The organism is Pseudarthrobacter sp. NPDC092439, assembly GCF_044754945.1.
Classification (GTDB): domain Bacteria; phylum Actinomycetota; class Actinomycetes; order Actinomycetales; family Micrococcaceae; genus Arthrobacter.
In genome coordinates this window covers 920,810-943,347 of record NZ_JBIVQB010000001.1, presented here as the reverse complement: position 1 = coordinate 943,347, position 22,538 = coordinate 920,810, and the positions used below count along the sequence as shown (strand labels likewise).

23 protein-coding genes are annotated in these 22,538 nt (G+C 65.7%); 14 read left to right on the top strand and 9 right to left on the bottom strand.

Annotated elements, in window-relative coordinates; genetic code table 11:
* Positions 1 to 94: 94 nt before the first annotated feature.
* Genes ACIQCM_RS04380 through ACIQCM_RS04370 form a run of 3 tightly spaced genes read left to right on the top strand, consistent with a single transcriptional unit; the run spans position 95 to position 3,691 of the window.
* Entirely contained in the window at positions 95 to 1,024 is a 930-nt protein-coding gene (locus ACIQCM_RS04380) for an ABC transporter permease (RefSeq protein ID WP_400603131.1), read from the top strand.
* The gene (locus tag ACIQCM_RS04375; RefSeq protein WP_400603132.1) at positions 1,014 to 1,964 is read left to right on the top strand and encodes an ABC transporter permease; all 951 of its coding nucleotides are present in this window, start codon (positions 1,014 to 1,016) and stop codon (positions 1,962 to 1,964) included. The genes ACIQCM_RS04380 and ACIQCM_RS04375 overlap by 11 nt, the downstream gene beginning before the upstream one ends.
* An 11-nt stretch (positions 1,965 to 1,975) precedes the next feature.
* The gene (locus ACIQCM_RS04370) at positions 1,976 to 3,691 is read left to right on the top strand and encodes a dipeptide ABC transporter ATP-binding protein (protein ID WP_400603133.1); all 1,716 of its coding nucleotides are present in this window, start codon (positions 1,976 to 1,978) and stop codon (positions 3,689 to 3,691) included.
* A 94-nt stretch (positions 3,692 to 3,785) separates the two neighbouring features.
* Here the strand turns inward: ACIQCM_RS04370 and ACIQCM_RS04365 are convergent, their stop codons facing one another.
* Entirely contained in the window at positions 3,786 to 4,736 is a 951-nt protein-coding gene (locus ACIQCM_RS04365; protein WP_400603134.1) for an SGNH/GDSL hydrolase family protein, read from the bottom strand.
* Between the two features lie 269 nt (positions 4,737 to 5,005).
* Here ACIQCM_RS04365 and typA point away from each other — a divergent pair, with 269 nt between their 5' ends.
* Positions 5,006 to 6,934 (top strand): translational GTPase TypA, encoded by a 1,929-nt coding sequence (gene typA / locus ACIQCM_RS04360; protein ID WP_400603135.1) that lies wholly within the window; start codon positions 5,006 to 5,008, stop codon positions 6,932 to 6,934.
* Positions 6,935 to 7,092: 158 nt separating this feature from the next.
* On the opposite strand, the gene ACIQCM_RS04355 is transcribed toward typA, so the two are convergent.
* The gene (locus ACIQCM_RS04355) at positions 7,093 to 7,332 is read right to left on the bottom strand and encodes a hypothetical protein (protein ID WP_400603136.1); all 240 of its coding nucleotides are present in this window, start codon (positions 7,330 to 7,332) and stop codon (positions 7,093 to 7,095) included.
* A 137-nt stretch (positions 7,333 to 7,469) separates the two neighbouring features.
* Here ACIQCM_RS04355 and fdxA point away from each other — a divergent pair, with 137 nt between their 5' ends.
* From fdxA to ACIQCM_RS04340, 3 genes are all read left to right on the top strand, one after another.
* Complete coding sequence (gene fdxA, locus ACIQCM_RS04350; RefSeq protein WP_009356972.1) at positions 7,470 to 7,796, top strand: ferredoxin; 327 nt, start codon at positions 7,470 to 7,472, stop codon at positions 7,794 to 7,796.
* An 11-nt stretch (positions 7,797 to 7,807) separates the two neighbouring features.
* On the top strand, positions 7,808 to 8,956 hold the full coding sequence (dapC, locus tag ACIQCM_RS04345) for a succinyldiaminopimelate transaminase (protein WP_400603137.1): 1,149 nt from the start codon (positions 7,808 to 7,810) through the stop codon (positions 8,954 to 8,956).
* 227 nt (positions 8,957 to 9,183) lie between these two features.
* Complete coding sequence (locus tag ACIQCM_RS04340) at positions 9,184 to 10,470, top strand: citrate synthase (RefSeq protein ID WP_400603138.1); 1,287 nt, start codon at positions 9,184 to 9,186, stop codon at positions 10,468 to 10,470.
* A 118-nt stretch (positions 10,471 to 10,588) separates the two neighbouring features.
* Here the strand turns inward: ACIQCM_RS04340 and galE are convergent, their stop codons facing one another.
* Positions 10,589 to 11,602 carry a UDP-glucose 4-epimerase GalE gene (gene galE / locus ACIQCM_RS04335; protein WP_400603139.1) on the bottom strand — a complete coding sequence of 338 codons (1,014 nt, stop codon included), beginning with the start codon at positions 11,600 to 11,602 and terminating at the stop codon, positions 10,589 to 10,591.
* A gap of 117 nt (positions 11,603 to 11,719) precedes the next feature.
* Here galE and ACIQCM_RS04330 point away from each other — a divergent pair, with 117 nt between their 5' ends.
* The gene (locus ACIQCM_RS04330) at positions 11,720 to 12,343 is read left to right on the top strand and encodes a TetR/AcrR family transcriptional regulator (RefSeq protein ID WP_400603140.1); all 624 of its coding nucleotides are present in this window, start codon (positions 11,720 to 11,722) and stop codon (positions 12,341 to 12,343) included.
* 85 nt (positions 12,344 to 12,428) lie between these two features.
* Positions 12,429 to 13,040, top strand: coding sequence for a hypothetical protein (locus tag ACIQCM_RS04325; RefSeq protein ID WP_400603141.1), 612 nt, complete (start codon positions 12,429 to 12,431; stop codon positions 13,038 to 13,040).
* Between the two features lie 13 nt (positions 13,041 to 13,053).
* Here ACIQCM_RS04325 and ACIQCM_RS04320 read toward each other — a convergent pair whose 3' ends face one another.
* Together ACIQCM_RS04320 and dapD are read right to left on the bottom strand one after the other, a co-directional pair.
* Positions 13,054 to 13,905, bottom strand: a complete 852-nt coding sequence (locus ACIQCM_RS04320) for a hypothetical protein (RefSeq protein WP_400603142.1) — start codon at positions 13,903 to 13,905, stop codon at positions 13,054 to 13,056.
* A gap of 7 nt (positions 13,906 to 13,912) precedes the next feature.
* Positions 13,913 to 14,938: a 2,3,4,5-tetrahydropyridine-2,6-dicarboxylate N-succinyltransferase gene (gene dapD / locus ACIQCM_RS04315; protein ID WP_400603143.1), complete on the bottom strand. Its 1,026-nt coding sequence runs from the start codon at positions 14,936 to 14,938 to the stop codon at positions 13,913 to 13,915.
* A gap of 51 nt (positions 14,939 to 14,989) precedes the next feature.
* Here dapD and dapE point away from each other — a divergent pair, with 51 nt between their 5' ends.
* Entirely contained in the window at positions 14,990 to 16,141 is a 1,152-nt protein-coding gene (gene dapE, locus ACIQCM_RS04310) for a succinyl-diaminopimelate desuccinylase (protein WP_400603144.1), read from the top strand.
* Between the two features lie 86 nt (positions 16,142 to 16,227).
* Here dapE and ACIQCM_RS04305 read toward each other — a convergent pair whose 3' ends face one another.
* From ACIQCM_RS04305 to ACIQCM_RS04290, 4 genes are all read right to left on the bottom strand, one after another.
* Entirely contained in the window at positions 16,228 to 17,067 is an 840-nt protein-coding gene (locus ACIQCM_RS04305; protein WP_400603145.1) for an amino acid ABC transporter permease, read from the bottom strand.
* The gene (locus tag ACIQCM_RS04300) at positions 17,064 to 17,714 is read right to left on the bottom strand and encodes an amino acid ABC transporter permease (RefSeq protein WP_400603146.1); all 651 of its coding nucleotides are present in this window, start codon (positions 17,712 to 17,714) and stop codon (positions 17,064 to 17,066) included. The genes ACIQCM_RS04305 and ACIQCM_RS04300 overlap by 4 nt, the downstream gene beginning before the upstream one ends.
* Before the next feature lie 86 nt (positions 17,715 to 17,800).
* On the bottom strand, positions 17,801 to 18,682 hold the full coding sequence (locus ACIQCM_RS04295; protein WP_400603147.1) for a glutamate ABC transporter substrate-binding protein: 882 nt from the start codon (positions 18,680 to 18,682) through the stop codon (positions 17,801 to 17,803).
* Positions 18,683 to 18,754: 72 nt separating this feature from the next.
* Positions 18,755 to 19,510: an amino acid ABC transporter ATP-binding protein gene (locus tag ACIQCM_RS04290; protein WP_377214789.1), complete on the bottom strand. Its 756-nt coding sequence runs from the start codon at positions 19,508 to 19,510 to the stop codon at positions 18,755 to 18,757.
* 103 nt (positions 19,511 to 19,613) lie between these two features.
* Between ACIQCM_RS04290 and ACIQCM_RS04285 the strand changes: the two genes are divergently transcribed.
* From ACIQCM_RS04285 to ACIQCM_RS04270, 4 genes are all read left to right on the top strand, one after another.
* Positions 19,614 to 20,396 (top strand): TIGR00730 family Rossman fold protein, encoded by a 783-nt coding sequence (locus tag ACIQCM_RS04285; RefSeq protein WP_400603148.1) that lies wholly within the window; start codon positions 19,614 to 19,616, stop codon positions 20,394 to 20,396.
* Between the two features lie 47 nt (positions 20,397 to 20,443).
* Positions 20,444 to 20,803 (top strand): DivIVA domain-containing protein, encoded by a 360-nt coding sequence (locus ACIQCM_RS04280; protein ID WP_400603149.1) that lies wholly within the window; start codon positions 20,444 to 20,446, stop codon positions 20,801 to 20,803.
* Between the two features lie 62 nt (positions 20,804 to 20,865).
* Complete coding sequence (locus tag ACIQCM_RS04275) at positions 20,866 to 22,080, top strand: hypothetical protein (protein WP_400604237.1); 1,215 nt, start codon at positions 20,866 to 20,868, stop codon at positions 22,078 to 22,080.
* A 246-nt stretch (positions 22,081 to 22,326) separates the two neighbouring features.
* The gene (locus ACIQCM_RS04270) at positions 22,327 to 22,494 is read left to right on the top strand and encodes a DUF3117 domain-containing protein (RefSeq protein ID WP_009357720.1); all 168 of its coding nucleotides are present in this window, start codon (positions 22,327 to 22,329) and stop codon (positions 22,492 to 22,494) included.
* Positions 22,495 to 22,538: the final 44 nt, after the last annotated feature.

Here is a 22,538-nt window from a genome sequence, read left to right as displayed (position 1 = left end):
CGGCCAACAGCCGGGCCCCCATAGCCTTGATACCGGCAGGAAGCTTGTCCCCAATGAATATTTCACTTATCCGCCACGCTTCGGAGGGTCCGCTGTGATCCGGTTTATCCTCCGTCGACTGCTCCAGGTCATTCCGGTGTTCCTGGGCACCACGCTCCTGGTTTACTTCATGGTGTTCGCGCTGCCGGGGGACCCCGTCCGGGCGCTCTTCGGCGACCGCGCACCAAGCGAGGCAGTGATCGCCGCCGTGCGGCAGCAATACAACCTCGACCAGCCGTTCTGGGTCCAGTACGGCCTCTTCATCAAGAACCTTGTGACGTTCAATCTGGGCGTCGACTTCACCGGCCAGCCCATCGCGGCCACGCTGGGCCGGGTGTTCCCCGTGACGGCGATGCTCGCCGTGGAGGCCCTGGTCATCCAGGCGGTCTTCGGCATCGGGTTCGGTCTGGTCGCAGGCCTGCGCAAGGGCGGGATCTTCGATTCCACCGTGCTCCTGGCCTCCCTCGTCGTCATCGCCATCCCGGTGTTCGTGCTCGGCTTCGTGCTGCAACTGGTCTTCGGTGTTTACCTCGGCTGGGCAAAACCCACCGTTGGAACAAACGCCGACTGGGGCACGCTGCTCCTGCCGGCGTTTGCGCTGGCACTGGTGTCCTTCGCCTACGTCCTCCGCCTTACCCGGGCATCTGTGATCGAAAACGCCACGGCCGACTACGTCCGTACTGCCACGGCCAAGGGCCTGTCCCGGCCGCGCGTGGTCATGACCCACATCCTCCGCAACTCCATGATTCCGGTGGTCACCTACCTCGGTGCGAACCTCGGCGGCCTGATGGGCGGCGCCATCGTGACCGAAGGCATTTTCAATGTCCCCGGCGTGGGCCAGAAACTCTACCAGTCGATCCTTCGCGGCGAGGGCCCCACCATCGTGGCCATCGTGAGCGTGCTCGTGCTGGTCTTCGTTATCTCCAACCTGCTGGTGGATTTGCTCTACGCCTGGCTTGATCCGAGGATTCGCTATGAAAAGTAACCGAGAAATCACCCACTTCGTCGCGCCGCTGGAGGAGACCCCGCTGCTGGCCACGGACGCGGTCAAGACTGACGAAGCCCCGTTGAGCCTGTGGGCGGATGCCTGGAAGAAGCTCCGCCGCCGCCCGCTGTTCATCGCAGCGGCGATCATGATCTTCATGATCGTAGTGATCGCGGCCTTCCCGGGACTGTTCACCCAGACTCCGCCGAATGAGAACTGCCTCTTGGCCAATTCTGACGGCCCGCCCGCTCCCGGCCATCCGCTGGGCTTCACGTTCCAGGGCTGCGACGTTTACGCGCGCGTCATCTACGGTACGCAGGCGTCTGTCATGGTGGGAGTGTTCTCGGTCCTCGGTGTCCTGCTGGTAGGTGTCACCCTGGGTGCGCTGGCAGGCTTCTTCGGAGGCTGGATTGACACTGTCATCGCCCGCCTTGGCGACATCTTCTTTGCCCTTCCCCTGGTCCTCGGAGCGCTCGTGGTGACGCAGCTTCCGTTCTTCCGGGAAAACAAGAGCGTGTGGACCGTGATCGCGGTGATCCTCCTGCTGGCGTGGCCGCAGATGGCCCGCCTGACCCGCGGCGCGGTGATCGAAGTGCGGAACGCTGACTTCATCACGGCGGCGCGTTCGCTGGGGGTTTCGCCCATCAAGACCCTGATCCGGCACGTGCTGCCCAACGCGGCCGCCCCGATCATCGTCCTGGCAACGATGGAACTGGGCGTATTCATCGTTCTGGAAGCCACGCTGTCCTTCCTGGGCATCGGCCTTCCGGGCAGCATCATGTCCTGGGGCAATGACATTTCCGCGGCCCAGTCCAGTATCCGCACCAACCCGGCAGTGCTGCTCTACCCCGCAGCAGCCCTGTCAATCACCGTGTTGAGTTTCATCATGCTCGGCGATGCCCTGCGCGATGCCCTTGACCCGAAGAGCCGGCAGCGATGAAAGAGGCATACATGAACACGTCGGACGTCATCATCGAGGAAGCCGGCCGGCCGGCCGACCGGCCACTGCTGGAAATCAAGGACCTCGCCATCACATTCGCCACCGGGGGCGGCGAGGTGAAGGCCGTGCGCAACGCACACCTGACCATCATGCCCGGCGAAACGGTGGCAATCGTGGGCGAGTCCGGATCCGGCAAGTCCACTACGGCACTGGCAGCGATCGGCCTGCTCCCGGCCAACGGGCGCGTCTCCGGCGGGCAGATCCTGCTCGACGGCGAGGACATCGCCCACGCAGGCGAAAAGCGGATGATCGAACTGCGCGGCAACACCATCGGCATGGTCCCCCAGGACCCCATGTCCAACCTGAATCCAGTGTGGAAAATCGGCTACCAGGTCAAGGAGACACTGCGCGCAAACGGCCGGCCCAGCGGGCCGGCGGACATTGCCGAAGTGCTGTCCCAGGCCGGCCTGCCTGATGCGCACCGCCGTGCCGGCCAGTACCCGCACGAGTTTTCCGGCGGCATGCGCCAGCGGGCCCTGATTGCCATCGGCCTGTCCTGCCAGCCGCGCCTGCTGATCGCGGATGAACCGACATCGGCACTGGACGTCACGGTGCAGCGGCAGATCCTGGACCACCTGGAAAGCATGACGTCGGAACTGGGCACCGCTGTACTCCTGATCACGCATGACCTGGGTCTCGCCGCCGAACGTGCGGACCAGGTGGTGGTCATGTACCGCGGACAGGTGGTCGAGTCCGGACCGTCCCTGGAACTCCTGCGTAACCCGCAGCACCCCTACACCCAGCGGCTGGTTGCTTCGGCCCCGTCGCTGGCCTCGCGCCGCATCCAGGCGAGCAAGGAAGCCGGTGTTGCCGCGGAAGACCTCCTGGCCCCCACCGCGGCCGCAGCGGTGCCGGACAAGACCGCCGAGGTCCTGCAGATCAGGGACCTGACCAAGGTCTACAAGCTGCGCCAGGGCCTGGGGAAGTCCACCGATTTCAAGGCTGTGGATTCCGTAAGCTTCGCCGTGAAGCGCGGAACCACGACGGCCATTGTGGGGGAGTCGGGCTCCGGCAAGTCCACCGTGGCCAACATGGTGCTGCAGCTGGAAAAGCCCACGGATGGAACCATCGTGTTCGATGGGGTGGACACATCCACGCTGAAACCCGCCGAATTGTTCAAGTTCAGGCGCCGGGTCCAGCCCATCTTCCAGGATCCGTATGGTTCCCTCGATCCGATGTACAACATCTACCGGACCATCGAGGAGCCGCTGCGGGTGCACAGGATCGGCGACCGGGCCAGCCGGGAGAAGAAGGTCAGGGAGCTGCTGGACCAGGTGGCACTGCCGCAGTCCACAATGCAGCGCTTCCCGAACGAGCTCTCCGGCGGCCAGCGCCAGCGCGTGGCGATCGCCCGTGCACTGGCGCTGGATCCCGAGGTCATCATCTGTGACGAGGCTGTCAGCGCGCTGGACGTCCTGGTGCAGGCGCAGGTCCTGAACCTCCTGGCCGAGCTGCAGTCCAACCTTGGCCTGACCTACCTGTTCATCACCCATGACCTTGCCGTGGTCCGGCAGATCGCAGACCACGTCTGCGTCATGGAAAAGGGCAAGCTGGTGGAGACTGGCTCAACGGACGAGGTCTTCGACTCGCCGCAGCAGGACTACACCAAGGCCCTGCTGAACGCGATTCCCGGTGCGCGCCTGATGCTGCCCCCCGAGGTTGCCTAGTCGCGAAACAGCCGGCAGTGAAGGGCCGGTACCGGGCCGCCCCTGGGGGAGCGCCGGTACCGGCCCTTTCGCGTGCCGGCCACGGCGGGCCAGGTCAGCCGAGTTGGCGCCCTGCACCGCGGTCCTGCGCAGCCGGTCCTGCCGGGGATTTCAGGTCCGGAATGCCCATGTCCCTGAACCGGCGGGCCAAGAGGTTCCCCAGGATCCGCCGGCCCTCGTCGTCCATGTGCACGGAGTCCATGAGCCGCCGTTCCAGGTTGTACCGCGTCAACCAGTCGCCGACACTGACGAATTCCAGGCCGTGCGCGGCGGCGGTATCACCCACCAGGGCGTCCACTTCGGTGCGCCGGCCGCCTCCGTCGCGTTCCCCGCGGGCGAGGGTGCCCACCATCACGATCCTGGCAGTAGGGAAGCGGGACTTCAGCGCGATCAGGAGGCGGTCCGCGTTCGTCCTGATGTCGGCGTCGGCCGCTCCCTGTGCTGCATCATTGCCGCCGCCCTCCACGACGATCAGCGCCGGAGCCTGGGCGGGCAGCAGCCAGTCGCCCCGCTCCAGCGCATCGATGTAGTTTCCAACTGCTCGTCCGGACGCGACGAACCCCGTTCCGCCAAAGCCGCAGAAATGCACGCTGTAACCGAGTGCAGAAAGAGCCTGGCGCGGCCAGCCGTTGGCCGGCGAAGACTGCGAATCACCAATCAGCAGTGCGGTGCGGTGGGGGTCAGCGACCACCACCTCGTCGCGGCCGAACACCGGGTTGAAAACGACGGATCCCGGCGCCACTGTGTCAAGGGCCTGCCCGCCGGCCACGTACAAACCGGGCGCAGCATCCAGCTGCGGCGAGTAAGGGGCTGCTGCCGGCTCGCCGGGCGCAGGCGGAACTGCCGGGGCATTGGCGGCCGGCCTGCCGCCGGCGGCCGATGGGGACGCGGCCGCCATCGCCGGCGCGGAAGGTATCCCTCCCAAGGGCTGTCCCGGCGTCGTAAGCAGTAACCCTGCCGTGATCCCCAGCACAATAAATCGGGTCAGGGCCGGGGTGTGGCTCATGTGGTTTCTCCGGGATTATCGCTGCGTTCCCAGCAATAATGGGGCATGGCCGGGCATAAATCCAGAGCCATCCCGTCCTGATTTGGTGACATCTTGGCAACGGAAAACCGCCAACCGGGGCCCAACCGCCCGCCCCCGTTTTAGGCCAATAAATGGCAGTGGCGCTAGAATAGGAACAGGTGCCCTGTGTAAAGGGCCGAATCCTTCGTGCGTTCCGGTAGGAAATGGCGCGATACAACAGCTGACTCCACTGAATCGAGCCATTACGCATGTCTGAAACCACCACCAACACAGCGGTAGCCACTGCATCGCGCAGTGACCTGCGCAACGTCGCGATCGTGGCCCACGTTGACCACGGCAAGACCACCCTGGTCGATGCCATGCTCAAGCAGACCAACTCCTTTGCCTCTCACGGGGAGGTTGAAGACCGCGTCATGGACTCCGGTGACCTGGAGCGCGAAAAGGGCATCACCATCCTGGCGAAGAACACCACGGTGGCCTACAACGGCCCGTCCTCCAACGGCGAGACCATCACCATCAACGTGATCGACACTCCTGGCCACGCCGACTTCGGCGGCGAGGTGGAGCGCGGCCTGTCCATGGTTGACGGCGTCGTCCTGCTGGTTGACTCCTCCGAGGGCCCGCTGCCGCAGACGCGCTTCGTGCTCCGCAAGGCCCTGGCTGCACACCTGCCGGTGATCCTGCTGGTCAATAAGACGGACCGCCCCGACGCCCGCATCGACGAGGTCGTGCACGAGTCCATGGACCTGCTCCTGGGCCTCGCCTCCGACCTCGCGGACGAGGTGCCGGACCTGGACCTGGACAAGGTCCTGGAGGTTCCGGTCGTCTACGCCGCTGCCAAGGTTGGCCGCGCCTCCCTGGAGCAGCCCGCCAACGGCTCCGCTCCGGACAACGAGGACCTGGAACCGCTCTTCAAGACCATCATTGAGCACATCCCGGCGCCCACCTACAACCCGGAAGGTGTCCTGCAGGCGCACGTCACCAACCTGGACGCCTCCCCGTTCCTGGGCCGCCTCGCGCTGCTCCGCATCTACAACGGCACCCTGCGCAAGGGCCAGCAGGTTGCCTGGGCCCGCCAGAACGGCGAACTGAAGACCGTCAAGATCACCGAACTCCTGGCCACCAAGGCCCTGGAGCGCGTCCCGGCCGACTCCGCAGGCCCGGGCGAGATCGTCGCCGTCGCCGGCATCGAAGACATCACCATCGGTGAAACCCTGACCGACGTCGAAAACCCTCAGCCGCTTCCGCTGATCACCGTGGACGATCCCGCCATCTCCATGACCATCGGTATCAACACCTCCCCGCTGGCCGGCAAGGTCAAGGGTGCCAAGGTGACTGCGCGCCAGGTGAAGGACCGCCTGGACAAGGAACTGATCGGTAACGTCTCCATCAAGGTGCTCCCCACCGAGCGTCCCGATGCCTGGGAAGTCCAGGGCCGTGGCGAGCTCGCCCTGGCCATCCTCGTGGAGCAGATGCGCCGTGAGGGTTTCGAACTGACCGTCGGCAAGCCGCAGGTTGTCACCAAGACCATCGACGGCAAGATCCATGAGCCGATGGAGCACATGACCATCGACGTTCCCGAGGAATACCTCGGCGCCGTTACCCAGCTCATGGCAGCCCGCAAGGGCCGCATGACCAACATGGCCAACCACGGCACCGGCTGGGTCCGCATGGAATTCATCGTTCCCGCCCGTGGCCTGATCGGCTTCCGAACCAAGTTCCTTACGGAAACCCGTGGCGCCGGTATCGCCGCGTCCATCTCCGAGGGCTACGAGCCGTGGGCCGGCCCCATCGAGTACCGCACCAACGGCTCCATGGTTGCCGACCGCGCCGGTGTGGTCACCCCGTTCGCCATGATCAACCTGCAGGAGCGTGGCTCCTTCTTCGTCAAGCCCACCGCAGAGGTCTACGAGGGCATGATCGTCGGCGAGAACTCCCGTGCCGACGACATGGACGTGAACATCACCAAGGAAAAGAAGCTCACCAACATGCGTGCGGCCTCCTCCGACAGCTTCGAGAACCTGACGCCGCCGCGCGAGCTCACCCTCGAAGAGTCGCTTGAATTCGCCCGCGAGGACGAGTGCGTCGAGGTCACCCCGGAATCCATCCGAATCCGCAAGGTTATCCTGGACACGAACGAGCGCGCCAAGGCCAACCGCGCCCGCGCCAAGGCCTAAGGAGTCTTGTCCACTTAGAAGGCGTATAAGGCTCCTAGGCGGGCAGGAACTCCATCGGGGGAGCCGGGACGACAGGCGGGAAACCGCCGTCGTTCCGGCTTTTCTTTGGTGCGCCCGCGCCGGCACGAGGATTGGCGCACCCAGGCAGCGCGTCGGGTTCAGGCCCGCGGGGCGCGGCGAGGGGGCGCCGGCGGGACCTCCTTGGCCGCCACCACGCGTTCCAAAGGGATGACGACGTCGGCCTGCCGCGTGCGGATGGTGCACGCACCGGCGTCGCGCGCCACCAGGTGGCCCAGCGCATCCGTGAGGCCGCCCTCGATCCGGTACCGCACCACCACGCGGGTGCCGGGAGCAGCGGCGGCCAGGAAAGCCGCGGGGGAGGGGCTGGGCAGACTCACCAGTTCATACTAGGTCTGCCGGCTAGGTTCGCGGGAACCGGCTGGGAGATAATAGGCTCAGATGTCAAGAGTCCGGCCCAAGTTGCCGGATGTAGTAACCGGCGGGTCGCCGGAACCAACGTGGAGAGGCCAGGGACGTGACGTACGTAATCGCGCAGCCGTGTGTAGATGTCAAGGACAAGGCATGCATCGAAGAATGCCCGGTCGACTGCATCTATGAGGGTGAGCGTTCGCTGTACATCCATCCGGACGAATGCGTCGACTGCGGCGCGTGCGAGCCCGTCTGCCCGGTCGAGGCGATCTACTACGAGGATGACACCCCGGACGAGTGGGCTGACTACTACAAGGCCAACGTCGAGTTCTTCGATGACCTGGGCTCCCCGGGCGGTGCCGCAAAGATCGGCAACACCGGCAAGGACCACCCAATGATCGCCGCCCTGCCCCCGCAGAACCAAGACCACTGACCGCAGCAACAGTGAGTGCAGCAGTGAAGCGGTTTGGCCTGGACCTGCCCGATTACCCCTGGGAGGCGATGGCTCCGTACCTGGCGAAGGCCTCGGAGCACCCCGGCGGCGCCGTCAACCTGTCCATCGGCACGCCGGTGGACCCTACGCCGCAGCTGGTCCAGGACGCGCTGAAGGCCGCCGCCGACGCCCCGGGCTACCCTACGGTCCATGGCACCCCGGCACTCCGGGAGGCGGTGGCCGGCTGGTTTGAGCGCCGCCGCGGCGTGGCGGGCCTTGACCCCCGCAACGTGATGCCAACGGTGGGCTCGAAGGAACTGGTGGCCTGGCTGCCGTTGCTTTTGGGGCTCAAGCCGGGTGACGTCGTCGTACGCCCGAAGGTGGCGTACCCCACCTACGATATTGGCGCCACCCTGGCCGGCGTCACCTCGGTGGCCACGGACAACCTTGCGGAGCTCGACGGCGAAACGCTCGCCCGGGTGCGCCTCGTGTGGGTCAACTCACCAGGCAACCCTACGGGCAGCGTGCGGGACGCCGCCTCGCTGAAGGCCGTGGTGGACCAGGCGCGGAACCTCGGCGCTGTGGTCGCGTCCGATGAATGTTATGCGGAACTCGGCTGGGGCGCGTGGGATGTGCAGCGCGGAGGCGAGGCGGTACCCAGCATCCTGGACCCGCGCGTGGCGGGGGGTTCGCACCAGGGCCTGCTGGCCGTGTACTCCCTGAGCAAGCAGTCCAATGTGGCCGGCTACCGCGCGGCCTTCGTGGCGGGCGACCCGGACCTCATGTCCAACCTGGTGAACAGCCGCAAGCATGCGGGCATGATCGTGCCGTACCCGGTCCAGGAGGCCATGCGTGTTGCGCTGGGCGACGATGCGCACGTGGAGACCCAGAAGGACCTCTACCGTGGACGCCGCGAACGGCTGCTTCCGGCGCTGCAGGACTTCGGCCTGGAGATCAAGGACTCGGACGCGGGGCTTTACCTGTGGTCCACGGCCGGGGAGGACACCTGGACAACGGTGGCCAGGCTTGCCGAACGCGGAATCGTGGTGGGACCGGGGGTATTCTACGGCGAGGCCGGCAACGGGTATATCCGCGTTGCGCTCACCGGTTCTGACGAACGCATTGACGCGGCAGTGTCCAGGTTGGGGCACGCCCCGTAATAATCCTGTGACTCGCGCCACATCCGGCGCGGTTTGGGGGTCCTTTGGCCGTCGCGGATTAGTGACACCCGCCAAGGAGCGGTACTTTTTAAGTGACTATCAATGGTGGCTTTCTACAAGAAGGCAGTCCGGGTGTTGGAACCTGTCTTCTCAGGGTCAGTGCGCGGCGCACCTGATGTTGGATCAAGCTTTCGACAGAGGCCCAAGAGCCTCATGAAGGGGACTCCATGACTGAGACCAACAACGCGGCGACCCTGCTCCATGCAGGTGGCGAGCTCAAGCTCCCGCGCATCCAGGTTATTGAAGGAAACGAAGGCTATGACGTTTCCAAGCTGCTGAAGCAGACCGGCGCAGTCACCTTTGACCCCGGCTTCATGAACACCGCTGCCACTACCTCGGCAATCACCTACATCGATGGCGATGCGGGCATCCTGCGCTACCGCGGATACCCCATCGAGCAGCTGGCGCAGCACTCCAGCTTCCTTGAGGTGTCCTACCTGCTGATTTACGGCAACCTGCCCACCCCCACCGAACTGGACGCCTTCGACCAGAAGATCCGCCGCCACACCCTGCTGCACGAGGAGCTCAAAGGCTTCTTCGGCGGGTTCCCGAGGGACGCGCACCCGATGCCCGTACTCTCCTCGGCAGTGTCGGCGCTGTCCACCTTCTACCAGGACTCCCTGGACCCGTTCAACGCCGAACAGGTGGAGGTCTCCACCATCCGCCTGATGGCCAAGCTTCCGGTCATCGCCGCCTACGCGCACAAGAAGTCCATCGGCCAGCCCATGCTGTACCCGGACAACTCCATGAACCTGGTGGAGAACTTCCTGCGCCTCAGCTTCGGTCTGCCCGCCGAGCAGTACGAGCTGGACCCGGTCATCGTCAAGGCCCTGGACCTGCTGCTCATCCTGCACGCGGACCACGAGCAGAACTGCTCCACTTCCACCGTGCGCCTGGTGGGCTCGTCCAACGCCAACCTGTTCGCTTCCGTTTCCGCCGGCATTAACGCGCTCTTCGGTCCCGCCCATGGCGGCGCCAACGAAGCGGTTTTGAAGATGCTCCGGCAGATCCAGGCCGAGGGCCTCAAGCCCGAGGACTACATGGAGAAGGTCAAGAACAAAGAAGACGGCGTCCGCCTCATGGGCTTCGGGCACCGTGTCTACAAGAACTACGATCCGCGCGCCAAGATCGTCAAGGCCACGGCCCACGAGATCCTCACCAAGCTCGGCGGCAACGACGAGCTCCTGGACATCGCGCTGCGCCTCGAGGAGAAGGCGCTCAATGATGACTACTTCATCGAGCGCAAGCTCTACCCGAACGTGGACTTCTACACCGGCCTGATCTACAAGGCCATGGGCTTCCCCGAGAAGATGTTCACCGTGCTGTTCGCCATCGGCCGCCTGCCGGGCTGGATTGCCCAGTGGCGGGAGATGATCAGCGACCCCAACACCAAGATCGGCCGCCCGCGCCAGCTGTACATCGGCGAGCCGGAGCGCGATTACCCGGTCCGCTAGTACGACGACGGCCGCCCCCTCTCACAGGTGGGCGGCCGTTTGCGTTAATCATCCAGTGCTCCGTACTTGTCGTTTTGGGGAGTCAGAACGACAAGTACGGAGCAATCGATGCGGGCGGTCAGGAGGTGTAGCCCTGGGGGTTGTTCTTCTGCCAGCGCCAGTGGTCCTCACACATTTGGTCCACGGTTTTGGTGGTGGACCAGCCGAGGTCAGCCAGTGCCGAGGAGGCGTCCGCCCAGAAGGCGGGGAGGTCGCCGGCGCGGCGGTCGGTGATTTCGTAGGGGATGGGCCGGCCGACTGCTTTTTCGAAGGAGCGCAGGACTTCCAGGACGGAGGAGCCTTTCCCTGAGCCGAGGTTCCAGCGGAAAACGCCGCTGCGCTCTGCGATGTGGTTCAGGGCTGCGACGTGGCCGTCGGCGAGGTCCACGACGTGGATGTAGTCGCGCAGGCAGGTTCCGTCCGGGGTGTCGTAGTCCCCGCCGAACACCATGAGTTTCTCGCGCCGGCCCACGGCGACCTGGGCGATGAACGGGACGAGGTTGTTGGGGATGCCCTGCGGGTCTTCGCCGATCCGTCCGGAGGGGTGCGCGCCGACGGGGTTGAAGTAGCGCAGCAGGGCGATGTGCCAGCGGGGGTCTGCGGCGCCGAGGTCGGAGAGGATGTCCTCGATCTGTTCCTTGGTGCGGCCGTAGGGGTTGTTGGCCCCGATCTCCATTTTTTCGACGTAGGGGATGGGGTTGTGTTCGCCGTAGACGGTGGCGGAGGAGCTGAAGACGATGGAGCGGACGTCGTGCCGGTCCATGACGCGGATCAGGCTCAGGGTGCCCACCAGATTGTTGTGGTAGTACATCAGCGGTTCGCGGACGGACTCGCCCACGGCCTTAAGGCCTGCGAAGTGGATGACGGCGTCGATCCCGGCGCCGGCGAAGACCTTTTCCACGGCTGCCTCATCCACCAGGTCAACGTGGTGGAACTCGACGGCCTTGCCGGTCAGCCCGGCCACGCGGCGCAGCGACTCCTCGCTGGAATTGACCAGGTTGTCGATGACCACCACCTCGTGGCCGGCTTCCTGCAGGGACAAAACAGTGTGGGAACCGATGTAACCGGTGCCCCCGGTAACCAGAATCTTCATGCTCCCACGCTATCCCAGCAGCAGGCACCGCCGCCGCCGCGATTCGAATGGCAGTGCCTGAGGCCTTACCCGGGGCGTGGGTTCGGTTTTGGAGCACGCCTGTGCTAAATAAGTGAGGTGCCTAAAATCGTCGACGCCCATGCCCGCCGCCAGGATGTAGTGGAAGCGGTGCTGCGCATCATCGCCGTGGACGGGCTGGAACGGGCCTCCCTCCGGGAGGTGGCGGACGAGGCGGGGCTCGCCGTCGGCTCGGTCCGGCACTACTTCGCCGGCAGCGAGGAACTGCTGAGCTATACATTCGCTGCAGTGGTGGACCGGATGGTGGGCCGGCTGCGGGCCGGAATCCCGGCAGTGCGCTCCAGCGACCCAGGGAGCACGGTGCGGAGGGAAGCTGTTTTAACCCTGCTGGGTGCCATCCTTCCCCTGGACGGCCAGCGAGCGGCGGAAGCCTGTGCCTGGCTGGAATTCCGGAGTGCCGCCCGGATCCGGCCCTTCCTTGCGGCGGAGGCGGACCGCAGCTACCGGGAAGTGGCCGCCGTTGTAGGACAGGTTGTCATGGAGCTCCTCCCGGAAGACGAGCCCCAGGAACGGATGGTGGTGGAAGCGGAACGGCTGCTCGCCACCCTGGACGGACTCTGCCTGCACGCCCTGCTCCAGCCCGAGTGGCTGACTGCCGGCATGTGCCGCGACGTGCTGGACCGCCACTTGGACGGGCTGGGGTCCGGGCGGCCGTTAACGTAGGGACAGGGCGGGAATAGACTGATAACCGGAGGGCACCCGCCCGGATCAGCAGACCCGGCCGGAGCGCGCCAGGGAAGGACTTGGGATGCATCACGCAGGCGGTTCCGGGTGGCACATCACTACGGACACATCCGGGCCCATGATGATTGCACTGTATGTTCGGGACTCCGCCGGCCTCAACGGCGCCGGCCACCCAGCCCTCTCGCACATTAAACCCAAGGTCAGGCCCGCGGACCATTCACACCTGACTGCCGATGTCGGGGGAGAGGCTGCGCTGAAGACCGAATGGGAGGCATGGTGGGCCCAGCTGCTCAAAGCCCATCCGCACACTGCCACGGAGCTGACTCCACCGGACTTTGAGGCGTTTGGCAACTCGCCTGCGCTGCAGCGCGTACTCCAGGCCCACTTTGGTTCGGCGCTCATGTGGGCGCGGGAACGCCGGAGCGAATATGCCGAGCTGGAAGCGGAACGGGCCGCTTCCGGGGCTGACCAACTGCTCGAAGACATGGTTGATGACCGGCTGATGGAGGTGGGCCGGGACGCACGCGACTTCAACCTGACCATCATCGAACTGCCGTTGAACGAACAGCGCGCCTGGTTCCTGGAGCCGGACAAGATCATCATGAGCCACCACCTGATGAGCCAGCCCGAGCTGTTCCGCAGCTATGTCCAGCCGGTGGTGGAGATCATGGTGTAGCCGGAGGGCCTGCTCAGCCTTCCGCCGGGGCCAGCACGATCCGCACTCCGGCGTCATTCCCCGGAGACTCCTGCCAACCGTTCCGCGCTGCCCGGTCCCAGCTGCGCCCGGCCACTTCCACCCGCACCACGTCCAGGACCTTGGCGTTGGCCACGGCCCACTGGGCCACGGACCAGGCCAGGCTGCCGGAGGCTTCGACCATGATGGCGTCCCCGTCAACGGCCGCAGGGAGCCCGCCATATGCCTGATCCAGGCTTGCAGCCGCCCGTGCAGCGTCCCCGCCGCCGGTAGGGGAGCGGAGCGTGCACTGTACTGCTCCGGGGGCCTGGCCCGTCAGGCCGGACGCGAAGGACCGGCCCATGCTCTCGTGCTGGGCATAAGCGAGTGGGTGGGCCGAGCGCTGTACGCGTTGCGCGGCCTGGGTAATGTCCAGGGATTCGTAGTCCGGGATCTTCTCGAGCGCATCGTAGAAGGCACCGGCGGCGTAGTAGGGGTCCATGATCTGTTCCTCGGTGCCCCAGCCCTGTGATGGCCTCTGCTGGAACAGGCCGCGCGAATCCGGTCCCGCCTGGTCCCCGTGCCCGATATTTCGGAGCTTGGACTCCTGCATTGCCGTGGCCAGCGCGATGGTGGCCGCGCGCGGCGGCAGGCCACGACGGACCGCTACGGCGGTGATCAGGGCGGCGTTCGCGGCCTGGTCCGGCGCCAGTTCCCCGGACACATCGCCAACGACGGCGGTGCAGCGTTCCGAAACGAGCGTCTCGGAACGCTGCAGGAAGAACACAGCTGCATAGATTCCGCCCGCCACCAGGGCCAGCGTCAGGACCAGTACCGCCAGGCGGCGCAGACCGCGTCTTCGTGCCACCGCGGGATCAGTTGGCGTGGAGCGCGTCGTTCAGCTCCACGGTCTGTCCCTTGCGGGGGAGCGCCTCAACAGCGCCCGTGGTGGAATTGCGCCGGAACAGCAGGTTGGGAACGCCCGAGAGCTCGGCGGCCTTGACGATCTTGGTGGTGTCCTCGCCCACCTCGTCCTTGGGACCGGGCACACGGACCCGGGTGCCGGCGGTGACGTAGAGCCCGGCTTCCACCACGGAGTCATCGCCGATGCTGATGCCCACGCCGGAGTTGGCACCGAGCAGGACCCGCTCGCCGATGGTGATCTTTTCCTTGCCGCCGCCCGAGAGGGTGCCCATGATCGAGGCGCCGCCGCCGACATCGCTGCCGTCCCCGGTGACCACGCCCGCCGAGATGCGGCCTTCCACCATGGAGGTGCCCAGGGTGCCGGCATTGAAGTTGACGAAGCCTTCGTGCATGACGGTTGTGCCTTCGGCGAGGTGTGCACCGAGGCGCACCCGGTCGGCGTCGGCAATCCGCACGCCGGTGGGCACCACGTAGTCCACCATGCGCGGGAACTTGTCCACCCCGTAGACGGTGACGGTGCCGCGGCGGCGGAGGCGGGCGCGCGTCAGTTCAAAACCGTCCACCGCTGCGGGGCCGAAGTTGGTCCAGACGACGTTGGGCAGCTTTCCGAAGATGCCGTCCAGGTTGATGGTGTTGGGCCGGACCAGCCGGTGCGAAAGCAGGTGGAGGCGGAGGTAGGCATCAGCGGTGTCAGCGGGTGCCTCGTCCAGGTTGATCTGGACAAACACCACCTTCTGCTCGGTCCCGCGGTCCGCGTCCGCGCCGCCCTCGGCGATCTGCGTGAGCACCTCGTCGGCGTGTTCCACGTCGCGCAGGTTATCGGCGGCCACGCCAAGGGACGGCGCGGGGAACCAGGCATCCAGCATGGTGGCGCCCCCGGCAGCGGTGGCCATAGTGGCAATACCGAAGCCCCAGGCGGAGCGGTCAGCAGCAGGGTTCGAGGTTTCGGGCACGGCGGAGGAAGCGGTCTCAGTCATGTTCTCCAGTCTATCGATGGGCCGGGGCGCCGTTCGAACTAGACTGGCTTCGTGACTGCCGAAACTGCGCCCCAGCCCGTTCCTGACCTTTCCGGCTCCATTGCCCTGGACCTGCGGCAGGATGTGTCGCTGCTGACTGCGGCCCTGATGGACATAGAGAGTGTCTCGGGCAACGAGCGCCGGCTGGCCGATGCGGTGGAGGCGGCGCTGCTGAAGATACCGCAGCTGACGGTTCTCCGGGACGGTGACGCCATCGTCGCGCGCACGGAACTGGGGCTTTCCGAGCGGGTCATCCTCGCCGGACACCTGGACACCGTACCCCTTCCGCTCGCCCCGGGGTCCAAGGGCACTGTGCCATCCACATGGGAGTCAGGTGTACCGGGGGAGGGCATCCTTTATGGGCGGGGCGCCACGGACATGAAGGGCGGCGTTGCGGTCCAGCTCGCGCTGGCAGCAACAATGTTCGACGACGGCAGGCAGCCGGGGCGGGACGTCACCTTCGTCTTCTACGACCACGAGGAGGTGGAAGGCTCGAAGAGCGGACTGGGACGCCTGGTCCGTAACCATGGCGACCTGCTGCACGGCGACTTTGCCATTCTCCTGGAGCCGACGGACGGAACCGTTGAGGGCGGCTGCAACGGCACCAGCCGGTTCGAGGCCGTCACCGTGGGCGAGTCCGCCCACTCGGCCCGCGCATGGATGGGCAGCAATGCCATCCATGCGGCCGCCCCCATCCTGGCCCGGCTGGCGGAGTACCAGCCGAAGACCGTCGCCGTGGACGGGCTGGACTATCGCGAAAGCCTGAACGCCGTGAGGATCAAGGGCGGCACCGCCGGGAACGTCATCCCGGACCGCTGCGTAGTGGAGATCAACTATCGGTTCGCGCCGGACAAAACTCCGGAGCAGGCCGAGGCTCACGTGCGCGAACTCCTGGAGGGGTTCGAGGTGGTACGCACCGACGCCGCCGCCGGCGCCCGGCCGGGACTGAACCATCCTGCCGCCGCGTCCTTCGTGGACGCCGTGGGAGCTGAGCCTAAACCCAAATACGGCTGGACCGACGTCGCGCGCTTCAGCGCACTGGGCGTCCCCGCGGTGAATTTTGGACCTGGCGATGCGCTGCTGGCGCACAAGGACAACGAACACGTCCACGCGGATGCCATCCGCGCCTGCCTTGCCGCCCTGCGGAAGTGGCTCGCAGCCTAGGCCAACGCCCGGCCGGGAACGCCGCCTGATCCGGCAACGAAAAAGGTCCGGAACCCCGAAGGGTTCCGGACCTTTCCGCTGCAACGCTAAGGCGCGGCTGCCTCGATGGCCTCAGGCTCGGCCGGAGCCGTACCGCCTGCCGCCTTCTTGGAGCCGCGGCGCTCGATCCATACCGCCAGCCGCGAGACGGCGATATTGATGGCGATGTAAATCGCGGCGGCCACGAAGAAGACCGGGAACAGGTACTGCGTGCCCAGGAAGTCCGCCATGACCTGGACGGCGCGGAGCAGTTCGCCGTACGCCACGATGTAGCCGAGCGAGGTGTCCTTCAGGAGCACTACAAGCTGTGCCACGAGCGAGGGCATCATGCGCCGGATCGCCTGCGGGAGTTCAATCAGCATGCGGGACTTGAAGCTCGTCAGGCCAATGGCCAGGCCCGCTTCACGCTGCCCCTTGGGCAGCGACTGGATGCCCGCGCGGATGATTTCGGAGAACACCGCCGAGTTGTACAGCACCAGGCCGGTGACGACGGCGATGAACGGCGAGGTGCCGAAGCCCAGGAGGACGAACAGCATCATCAGGACCACGGGCATGCCGCGCAGGAATTCCAGCACGATACGGGTGGGCACCCGCAGGAAGGCCGCGTCGGAGATCCGCAGCAGCGTCAGCGCCAGACCCAGGGGGAAGGCGATGACAGCGGCAAGCGCGGCGGCACTGAGCGTGGCGCCCATGCCGTTGGCCAGGAGGGTCCAGACATCGCCACGCGTGAAGATCTGCCAGCGGCGGCCCTCGAAGATGCCTTGCTGTGCCAGGGTCATGATGATCCAGGCCAGCAGGCCGAGGATCAGCACCGAACCAACAATCGATCCGATCAGGGAAACACGGCGGGCCTTGGGACCCGGAACGTCGTAAAGGACGGAGCTCATCGGGCGATCGCCACCTTTCGTTCCACCGTGCTGGCCAGGATGCCGAGCGGAACGGTGAGGAGCAGATAGAAGAAGGCCGTGCCCAGGAGCACCGCGATAACGGCGTCGCCGTTGGCGTTCGCCAGCTGGCGGCCGTAGCCGAACAGTTCGAGGACGAAGAACGCGCCGGCAACGGAGGAGTTCTTGACGAGTGCGATCAGGATGTTGATCAACGGCGGGATCACCGTCCGCAGCGCCTGCGGCAGGATGATCAGGTTCAGTACCTGGCCGAACTTCATGCCGATGCTGCGGGCGGCCTCAGCCTGGCCAACGGGCACGCTGTTGACGCCGGAGCGCACAGCTTCGGCGATGAAGGCTGCCGTGTACGTGCTCAGTGCGATAATCGCGGCGACTTCGAACTGCTCAAACTTGACCCCGAGCCTGGGGAGGACGATCGCAGCGAAGAAGAAGGCAATGGTCAACGGGGTGTTCCGCAGAACCTCGACGTAGATCATGCTGAAGCCCCGGAGCGCCGCTACGGGAGAGACCCTGGCCGCTGCGAGCAGGGTGCCGAGTACCAGGGCGATGACGCCGGAGACGGCGGAGAGGAAGAGTGTGCGGAGAAAACCTTCCCAATACAGGGGCAGGTTTTCAAGGATGACGTCCATAGGATCCTTCGGCTCTGGGAGTGGACGGGTGTGGAGACGGAAAGTTGCCGGGGCCGGCGGACCGGCCCCGGCAAGACCAGGGTGACTTAGTAACGGTCAAGCTCGGGCAGCTCGGGGGCAGTCTTGATGACAGCGCCCGCGGTGTCCTCCCAGGCCTTCTTGTACGAGCCGTCCTCTTCGAACCCTTCCAGCTGGTCGTTGATCCAGTTGCGGAACTCGGTGTCGTCCTTCTTCAGGCCGATGCCGTAGGGCTCCTTGGTGAAGGTCTCGTCGGAAGCGAGCTTGAAGGCATCCGGCTCCTTATCAACGAAACCGGCGAGGATCACGTTGTCGGTGGTGATGGCTTCAACCTGCTTGTTGCGCAGCGGCTCCAGGCAGGCGGAGTAGGTGGCGGCCGGAACCAGCACTGCGCCGTACTTCTCCACGATCGTGGCGGCCGGGGTGGAGCCGGTGACCGAGCAGACCTTCTTGCCCTTGACGTCCTCGGGCTTCTTGATGGAGTCGTTGTCCTTGTTCACCATCAGGGCCTGGCCGGCTTCGTAGTACGGGCCCGCGAAGCTGACAACCTTCTTGCGCTTGTCGTTGATCGTGTAGGTGGCGATGACCAGGTCAACCTTGCCCTGTTCGATGAACGGTTCGCGGTTGGCGGAGACGGTTTCGGACCATTCGATCTTGTCCGCCGGGATACCCAGCTTGGCGGCGATCAGCTTGCCGATTTCAACGTCGAAACCGACCGGCTTGTTGTCCAGACCGACCTGGCCGAACAGCGGCTGGTCAAACTTGGTGCCGATCTTGATGGTGCCGGCCTTGGAGAGCTTCTCCATGGTGGTGCCTGCGGCGAAGCTCGGCTTGTCCTCAACCTTGGGGGCGCTGCCGGAGTCACCGCCCCCACAGGCGCTCAGGGACAGGGCGAGGGCAGCGGTGGCTGCCACGATGAACGACTTGCGCCGGCTCATAAATGCCTTCATTGACATTCCTTTCATTGGTGGCCGTGGGTCACGGCCGTGATGCGAACGGGAGTGTGGTTGTTCTTGGGTGAATCAGTGGGTAAGGAGCTTGGACAGGAAGTCCTTGGCCCTGTCGCTCTTCGGGTTGGTGAAGAACTCTTCCGGGGTGTCGTCCTCAACGATCTGGCCGTCTGCCATGAAGACCACGCGGTCCGCGGCCTTGCGGGCGAAGCCCATCTCGTGGGTAACCACGATCATGGTCATGCCTTCCTTGGCGAGCTGGACCATCACGTCAAGGACTTCGTTGATCATTTCCGGGTCCAGGGCCGAGGTGGGCTCGTCAAAAAGCATCACCTTGGGCTTCATGGCCAGTGCACGGGCAATGGCAACACGCTGCTGCTGGCCGCCGGAGAGCTGGGCCGGGAGCTTGGGGGCCTGGTGGCCCACGCCCACCCGTTCCAGCAGGGCCATGGCGTCCTTCTCCGCCTCGGCCTTGGACACGCCCTTGACCTTGATGGGGCCAAGGGTGACGTTTTCCAGGATGGTCTTGTGCGCGAACAGGTTGAAGGACTGGAAGACCATTCCGACGTCGGCCCGGAGCTGCGCGAGTTCCTTGCCTTCCTCGGGAAGCACCTTCCCATCGATGCTGATGGTTCCGCCCTCGATGGTCTCCAGACGGTTGATCGCGCGGCAAAGCGTGGACTTACCGGATCCCGAAGGACCGATGACCACAACAACTTCGCCCTTGCGGACCTGAAGATTGATGTCCTTCAAAACGTGCAGCTGGCCGTAATGCTTGTTTACGGCGTTCAGGGAGACGAGGGAATCGCCGGGCACATGAGTAGTCATAAGACGAATCTAGCGAACATTCGCCGTTTATGACGGCTATCACCCCATCCTGGCGGGGATCGTGATTCAAGAGATACCTGCCGGGGGAGGCTAGCCTAGGGGAATGAGCATCGATGCAGATCCGACGAGGAATTTCCAGCCCCGGCGCAAGGGCCCTTTGGAGTTCCGACGCAAACAGGCCGCCGTGGAAATGTCGGACCAGCATCTCCTCGATACCAAGGGGCCGGGACAGTTCGTGCACACCGACCCGTGGCGGGTCCTGCGCATCCAAAGCGAGTTCGTCGAAGGGTTCGGTGCGCTGGCGGACGTCGGCAAGGCGGTCAGTGTGTTCGGCTCCGCCCGGACCAAACCGGGCAGTGCCTACTACGAGATGGGCGTGGAGGTGGGCCGCAAGCTTGCCGAGGCCGGCGTTGCCGTCATCACCGGCGGAGGTCCGGGGTCCATGGAAGCTGCCAACCGCGGTGCGGTGGAGGGTAACGGGGTATCCGTCGGGCTGGGGATCGAGCTTCCCTTCGAGCAAGGGCTCAACCAGTGGGTGGACCTGGGCATCAACTTCCGGTACTTCTTCGCCCGCAAGACCATGTTCGTCAAGTACGCGCAGGGCTTCATCGTCCTCCCGGGCGGCCTGGGGACGCTGGACGAGTTGTTTGAGGCAATGGTCCTGGTCCAGACACGGAAGGTCACGTCCTTCCCGATCGTGCTCCTCGGCGTCGACTTCTGGGGGCCGATGATCGAGTGGATCCGGGGAACCCTGGTGGCTGAAGGGATGGTCTCCGAGAAGGACCTGGATCTCATCCAGCTTGTTGACGATCCGGCAGAAGCCGTGGAGCGCGTGCTGAACGAGGCCGTCACGCCCTCGCCGAACGGTGAACAGCGCCCGGAGTAGGTTTCGGCGGACGCGGGGGCGGGGGCAGCATCTGGCACGATGGAGCCGTGAGCTTCTTTCTGGTTTTCCTGGCCATCGCGCTGGTGGGCGCCGTCCTGTGGACCGGCCTGGGCCGCCGGCCGGGCGCGGTAGGTGAGGCCGGTGCCGGCCGTGCTGCCGACCGGCCCCTGCCCGTGCTGCTGGATGGCGGCCTGCCCCAGCCGCCTGCCAACCTCCCTCCGGTGTTGCTGCCGTCCCACGCCACTCCGGAGGATGTGGACCGGGTCCGGTTCTCCGTGGGCCTGCGCGGCTACCGCATGGACCAGGTGGACCAGGTACTGGACGACCTGCGGAACCAGCTCGCCGCCAGGGAGGCCGAGATCGAAGAGCTCCGCAGCCGGCGCCCCGCGGAGCAGGATTCCGCGTGAGAGCCGCGGAGCAGGACGCCGTGGAACAGGGCCAGGAACGGCGGCCGGTACCGGCCGCGCCGTTGCGCCACTTCGCCCGGCGGGCGGTGGAGGCGGCGCGGGGCTGGCCGTGGTGGTTCCAGGTCACCGTCCTCTATGTGGCTGCCAGGCTGGCCTCCGCCTGCATTTTTATGGCAGCGGCCCTTCAGCAGGGGACCAGCCCCTGGTTTCCCGCCGGGCCGGACTACTGGAACTTCATCAATATCTGGGACGCCCGCTGGTACGGCGAAGTGGTCACCAACGGCTACCCCCGAGTCCTCCCCACGGATGAGTCCGGCAACGTCCAGGAAAATGCGTGGGCTTTCTATCCCCTGTTTCCGCTCCTGGCCGGTGGCCTCAGCCAGCTCACGGGCCTCGCCACGGGGGCTTCGCTCACGCTCGTTGCCATGCTGGCCGGCTGGGGCGCCGCGCTGACGGCCTACGCGCTGTTCCGGCAACGGGCGCAGCACGGGGCGGCGCTGTGGGGCGTGGCGTTCTTCGCAACGTTCCCGGTCTCCGCGGTGCTCCAGGTTCCCTACGCGGAGCCGCTCTCGCTGCTCCTGCTCGCAGGAGCCCTGCTCCTGGTCCTCCGCGGGCAGTACCTGCGGGCGGTGCCGGTGGTGGTGCTGCTCTGCCTGTCCCGGCCGGTGGGGGTTCCTTTTGCTGCCATGCTGGGGCTGCTCGTCGCCGCCCGCGCCATTGAGTACGTTCGACGGCGGCGCGGCGGGGATGGAGCACCCCGCACCTTCCGCAGCCTGGCGGAGCTCGCGGTGCTTGCCGCCGTCGCGGCTGTGTCCGCTCTGGCCTGGCCCGCCATCGCTTGGCTGACCACCGGAGACCCGGTTGCCTACACCAAGACCGAAACAGTCTGGCGCGGACACGACCTGGTGCCGTTCAAGCCCTGGTTCGACACCGGCGTCGACCTTTTTGGCCCCGTGTTGGGACTGGCCGCGCCGTTTGTCTTCGCCGCCCTTTTTGGCGGAGCACTGTTCCTGGCTCCGGTGGTCCGGCTCGGCGCCGAACTCCGGCTCTGGTGCGCCTGCTACATGGGCTACCTGCTGGTGTTCCTGCACCCGCAGACCAGCACTTTCCGCATGCTGCTGCCGCTTTTCCCGCTTGCGCTGGCCGCCGCCCTGGTGTCGCGGTCCCGGGCGTACCGGTGGACGGTGGTCCTCATGTTCGTGCTGCTCCAGACCGTCTGGATCGTGTGGCTGTGGGCATGGGCCCAACTGCCCGGCGGGGGGGACTATCCGCCGTAAAGGGCCGCCACACGGACCGCTGCGGGAGCCGGTGTCAAGGCCGCGGCGCGGTGCTCCCGAAAATATCCATCGATTAGCTACGGGCGGGTAATTCCGGGATAATGATAAGCAAGCAAGGACAAAAAGCATTCAGAGTACGCGCAGCCCCGGCACGTGGCGACCACGTCCCCGGAGCAAGCATGATCGACATGCGGACACAGCCCGCCCGGGCTGATCAGTCCTGGGACTAATTGGAGGGAATTCCTCATGGCGGCTATGAAACCACGCACCGGCGACGGCCCAATGGAAGTCACCAAGGAGGGCCGCAGCCTGATCATGCGCGTCCCGCTCGAAGGCGGCGGGCGTCTCGTGGTCGAGCTCAACGCTGCGGAAGCGGCGAACCTGAAGGAATGCCTGGTGGGCGTTACCGAATAATCATGCCGGACAGGGTCCGCGGCCAGCAGGCTGCGGGCCCTGTC

What these genes read in the sequence shown, in the direction of transcription:
- dapD (WP_400603143.1), bottom strand. Translation starts at nt 14,938, where the DNA reads ATGACTGAGACCGCTTCCTCCGCCGTGCCCGAAACCTCGAACCCTGCT.
- ACIQCM_RS04340 (WP_400603138.1), top strand. Translation starts at nt 9,184, where the DNA reads ATGACTGAGACCAACAACGCGGCGACCCTGCTCCATGCAGGTGGCGAG.
- galE (WP_400603139.1), bottom strand. Translation starts at nt 11,602, where the DNA reads ATGAAGATTCTGGTTACCGGGGGCACCGGTTACATCGGTTCCCACACT.
- ACIQCM_RS04270 (WP_009357720.1), top strand. Translation starts at nt 22,327, where the DNA reads ATGGCGGCTATGAAACCACGCACCGGCGACGGCCCAATGGAAGTCACC.
- ACIQCM_RS04295 (WP_400603147.1), bottom strand. Translation starts at nt 18,682, where the DNA reads ATGAAGGCATTTATGAGCCGGCGCAAGTCGTTCATCGTGGCAGCCACC.
- ACIQCM_RS04290 (WP_377214789.1), bottom strand. Translation starts at nt 19,510, where the DNA reads ATGACTACTCATGTGCCCGGCGATTCCCTCGTCTCCCTGAACGCCGTA.
- ACIQCM_RS04375 (WP_400603132.1), top strand. Translation starts at nt 1,014, where the DNA reads ATGAAAAGTAACCGAGAAATCACCCACTTCGTCGCGCCGCTGGAGGAG.
- ACIQCM_RS04325 (WP_400603141.1), top strand. Translation starts at nt 12,429, where the DNA reads ATGCATCACGCAGGCGGTTCCGGGTGGCACATCACTACGGACACATCC.
- ACIQCM_RS04305 (WP_400603145.1), bottom strand. Translation starts at nt 17,067, where the DNA reads ATGAGCTCCGTCCTTTACGACGTTCCGGGTCCCAAGGCCCGCCGTGTT.
- ACIQCM_RS04300 (WP_400603146.1), bottom strand. Translation starts at nt 17,714, where the DNA reads ATGGACGTCATCCTTGAAAACCTGCCCCTGTATTGGGAAGGTTTTCTC.
- typA (WP_400603135.1), top strand. Translation starts at nt 5,006, where the DNA reads ATGTCTGAAACCACCACCAACACAGCGGTAGCCACTGCATCGCGCAGT.
- ACIQCM_RS04365 (WP_400603134.1), bottom strand. Translation starts at nt 4,736, where the DNA reads ATGAGCCACACCCCGGCCCTGACCCGATTTATTGTGCTGGGGATCACG.
- ACIQCM_RS04370 (WP_400603133.1), top strand. Translation starts at nt 1,976, where the DNA reads ATGAACACGTCGGACGTCATCATCGAGGAAGCCGGCCGGCCGGCCGAC.
- ACIQCM_RS04285 (WP_400603148.1), top strand. Translation starts at nt 19,614, where the DNA reads ATGAGCATCGATGCAGATCCGACGAGGAATTTCCAGCCCCGGCGCAAG.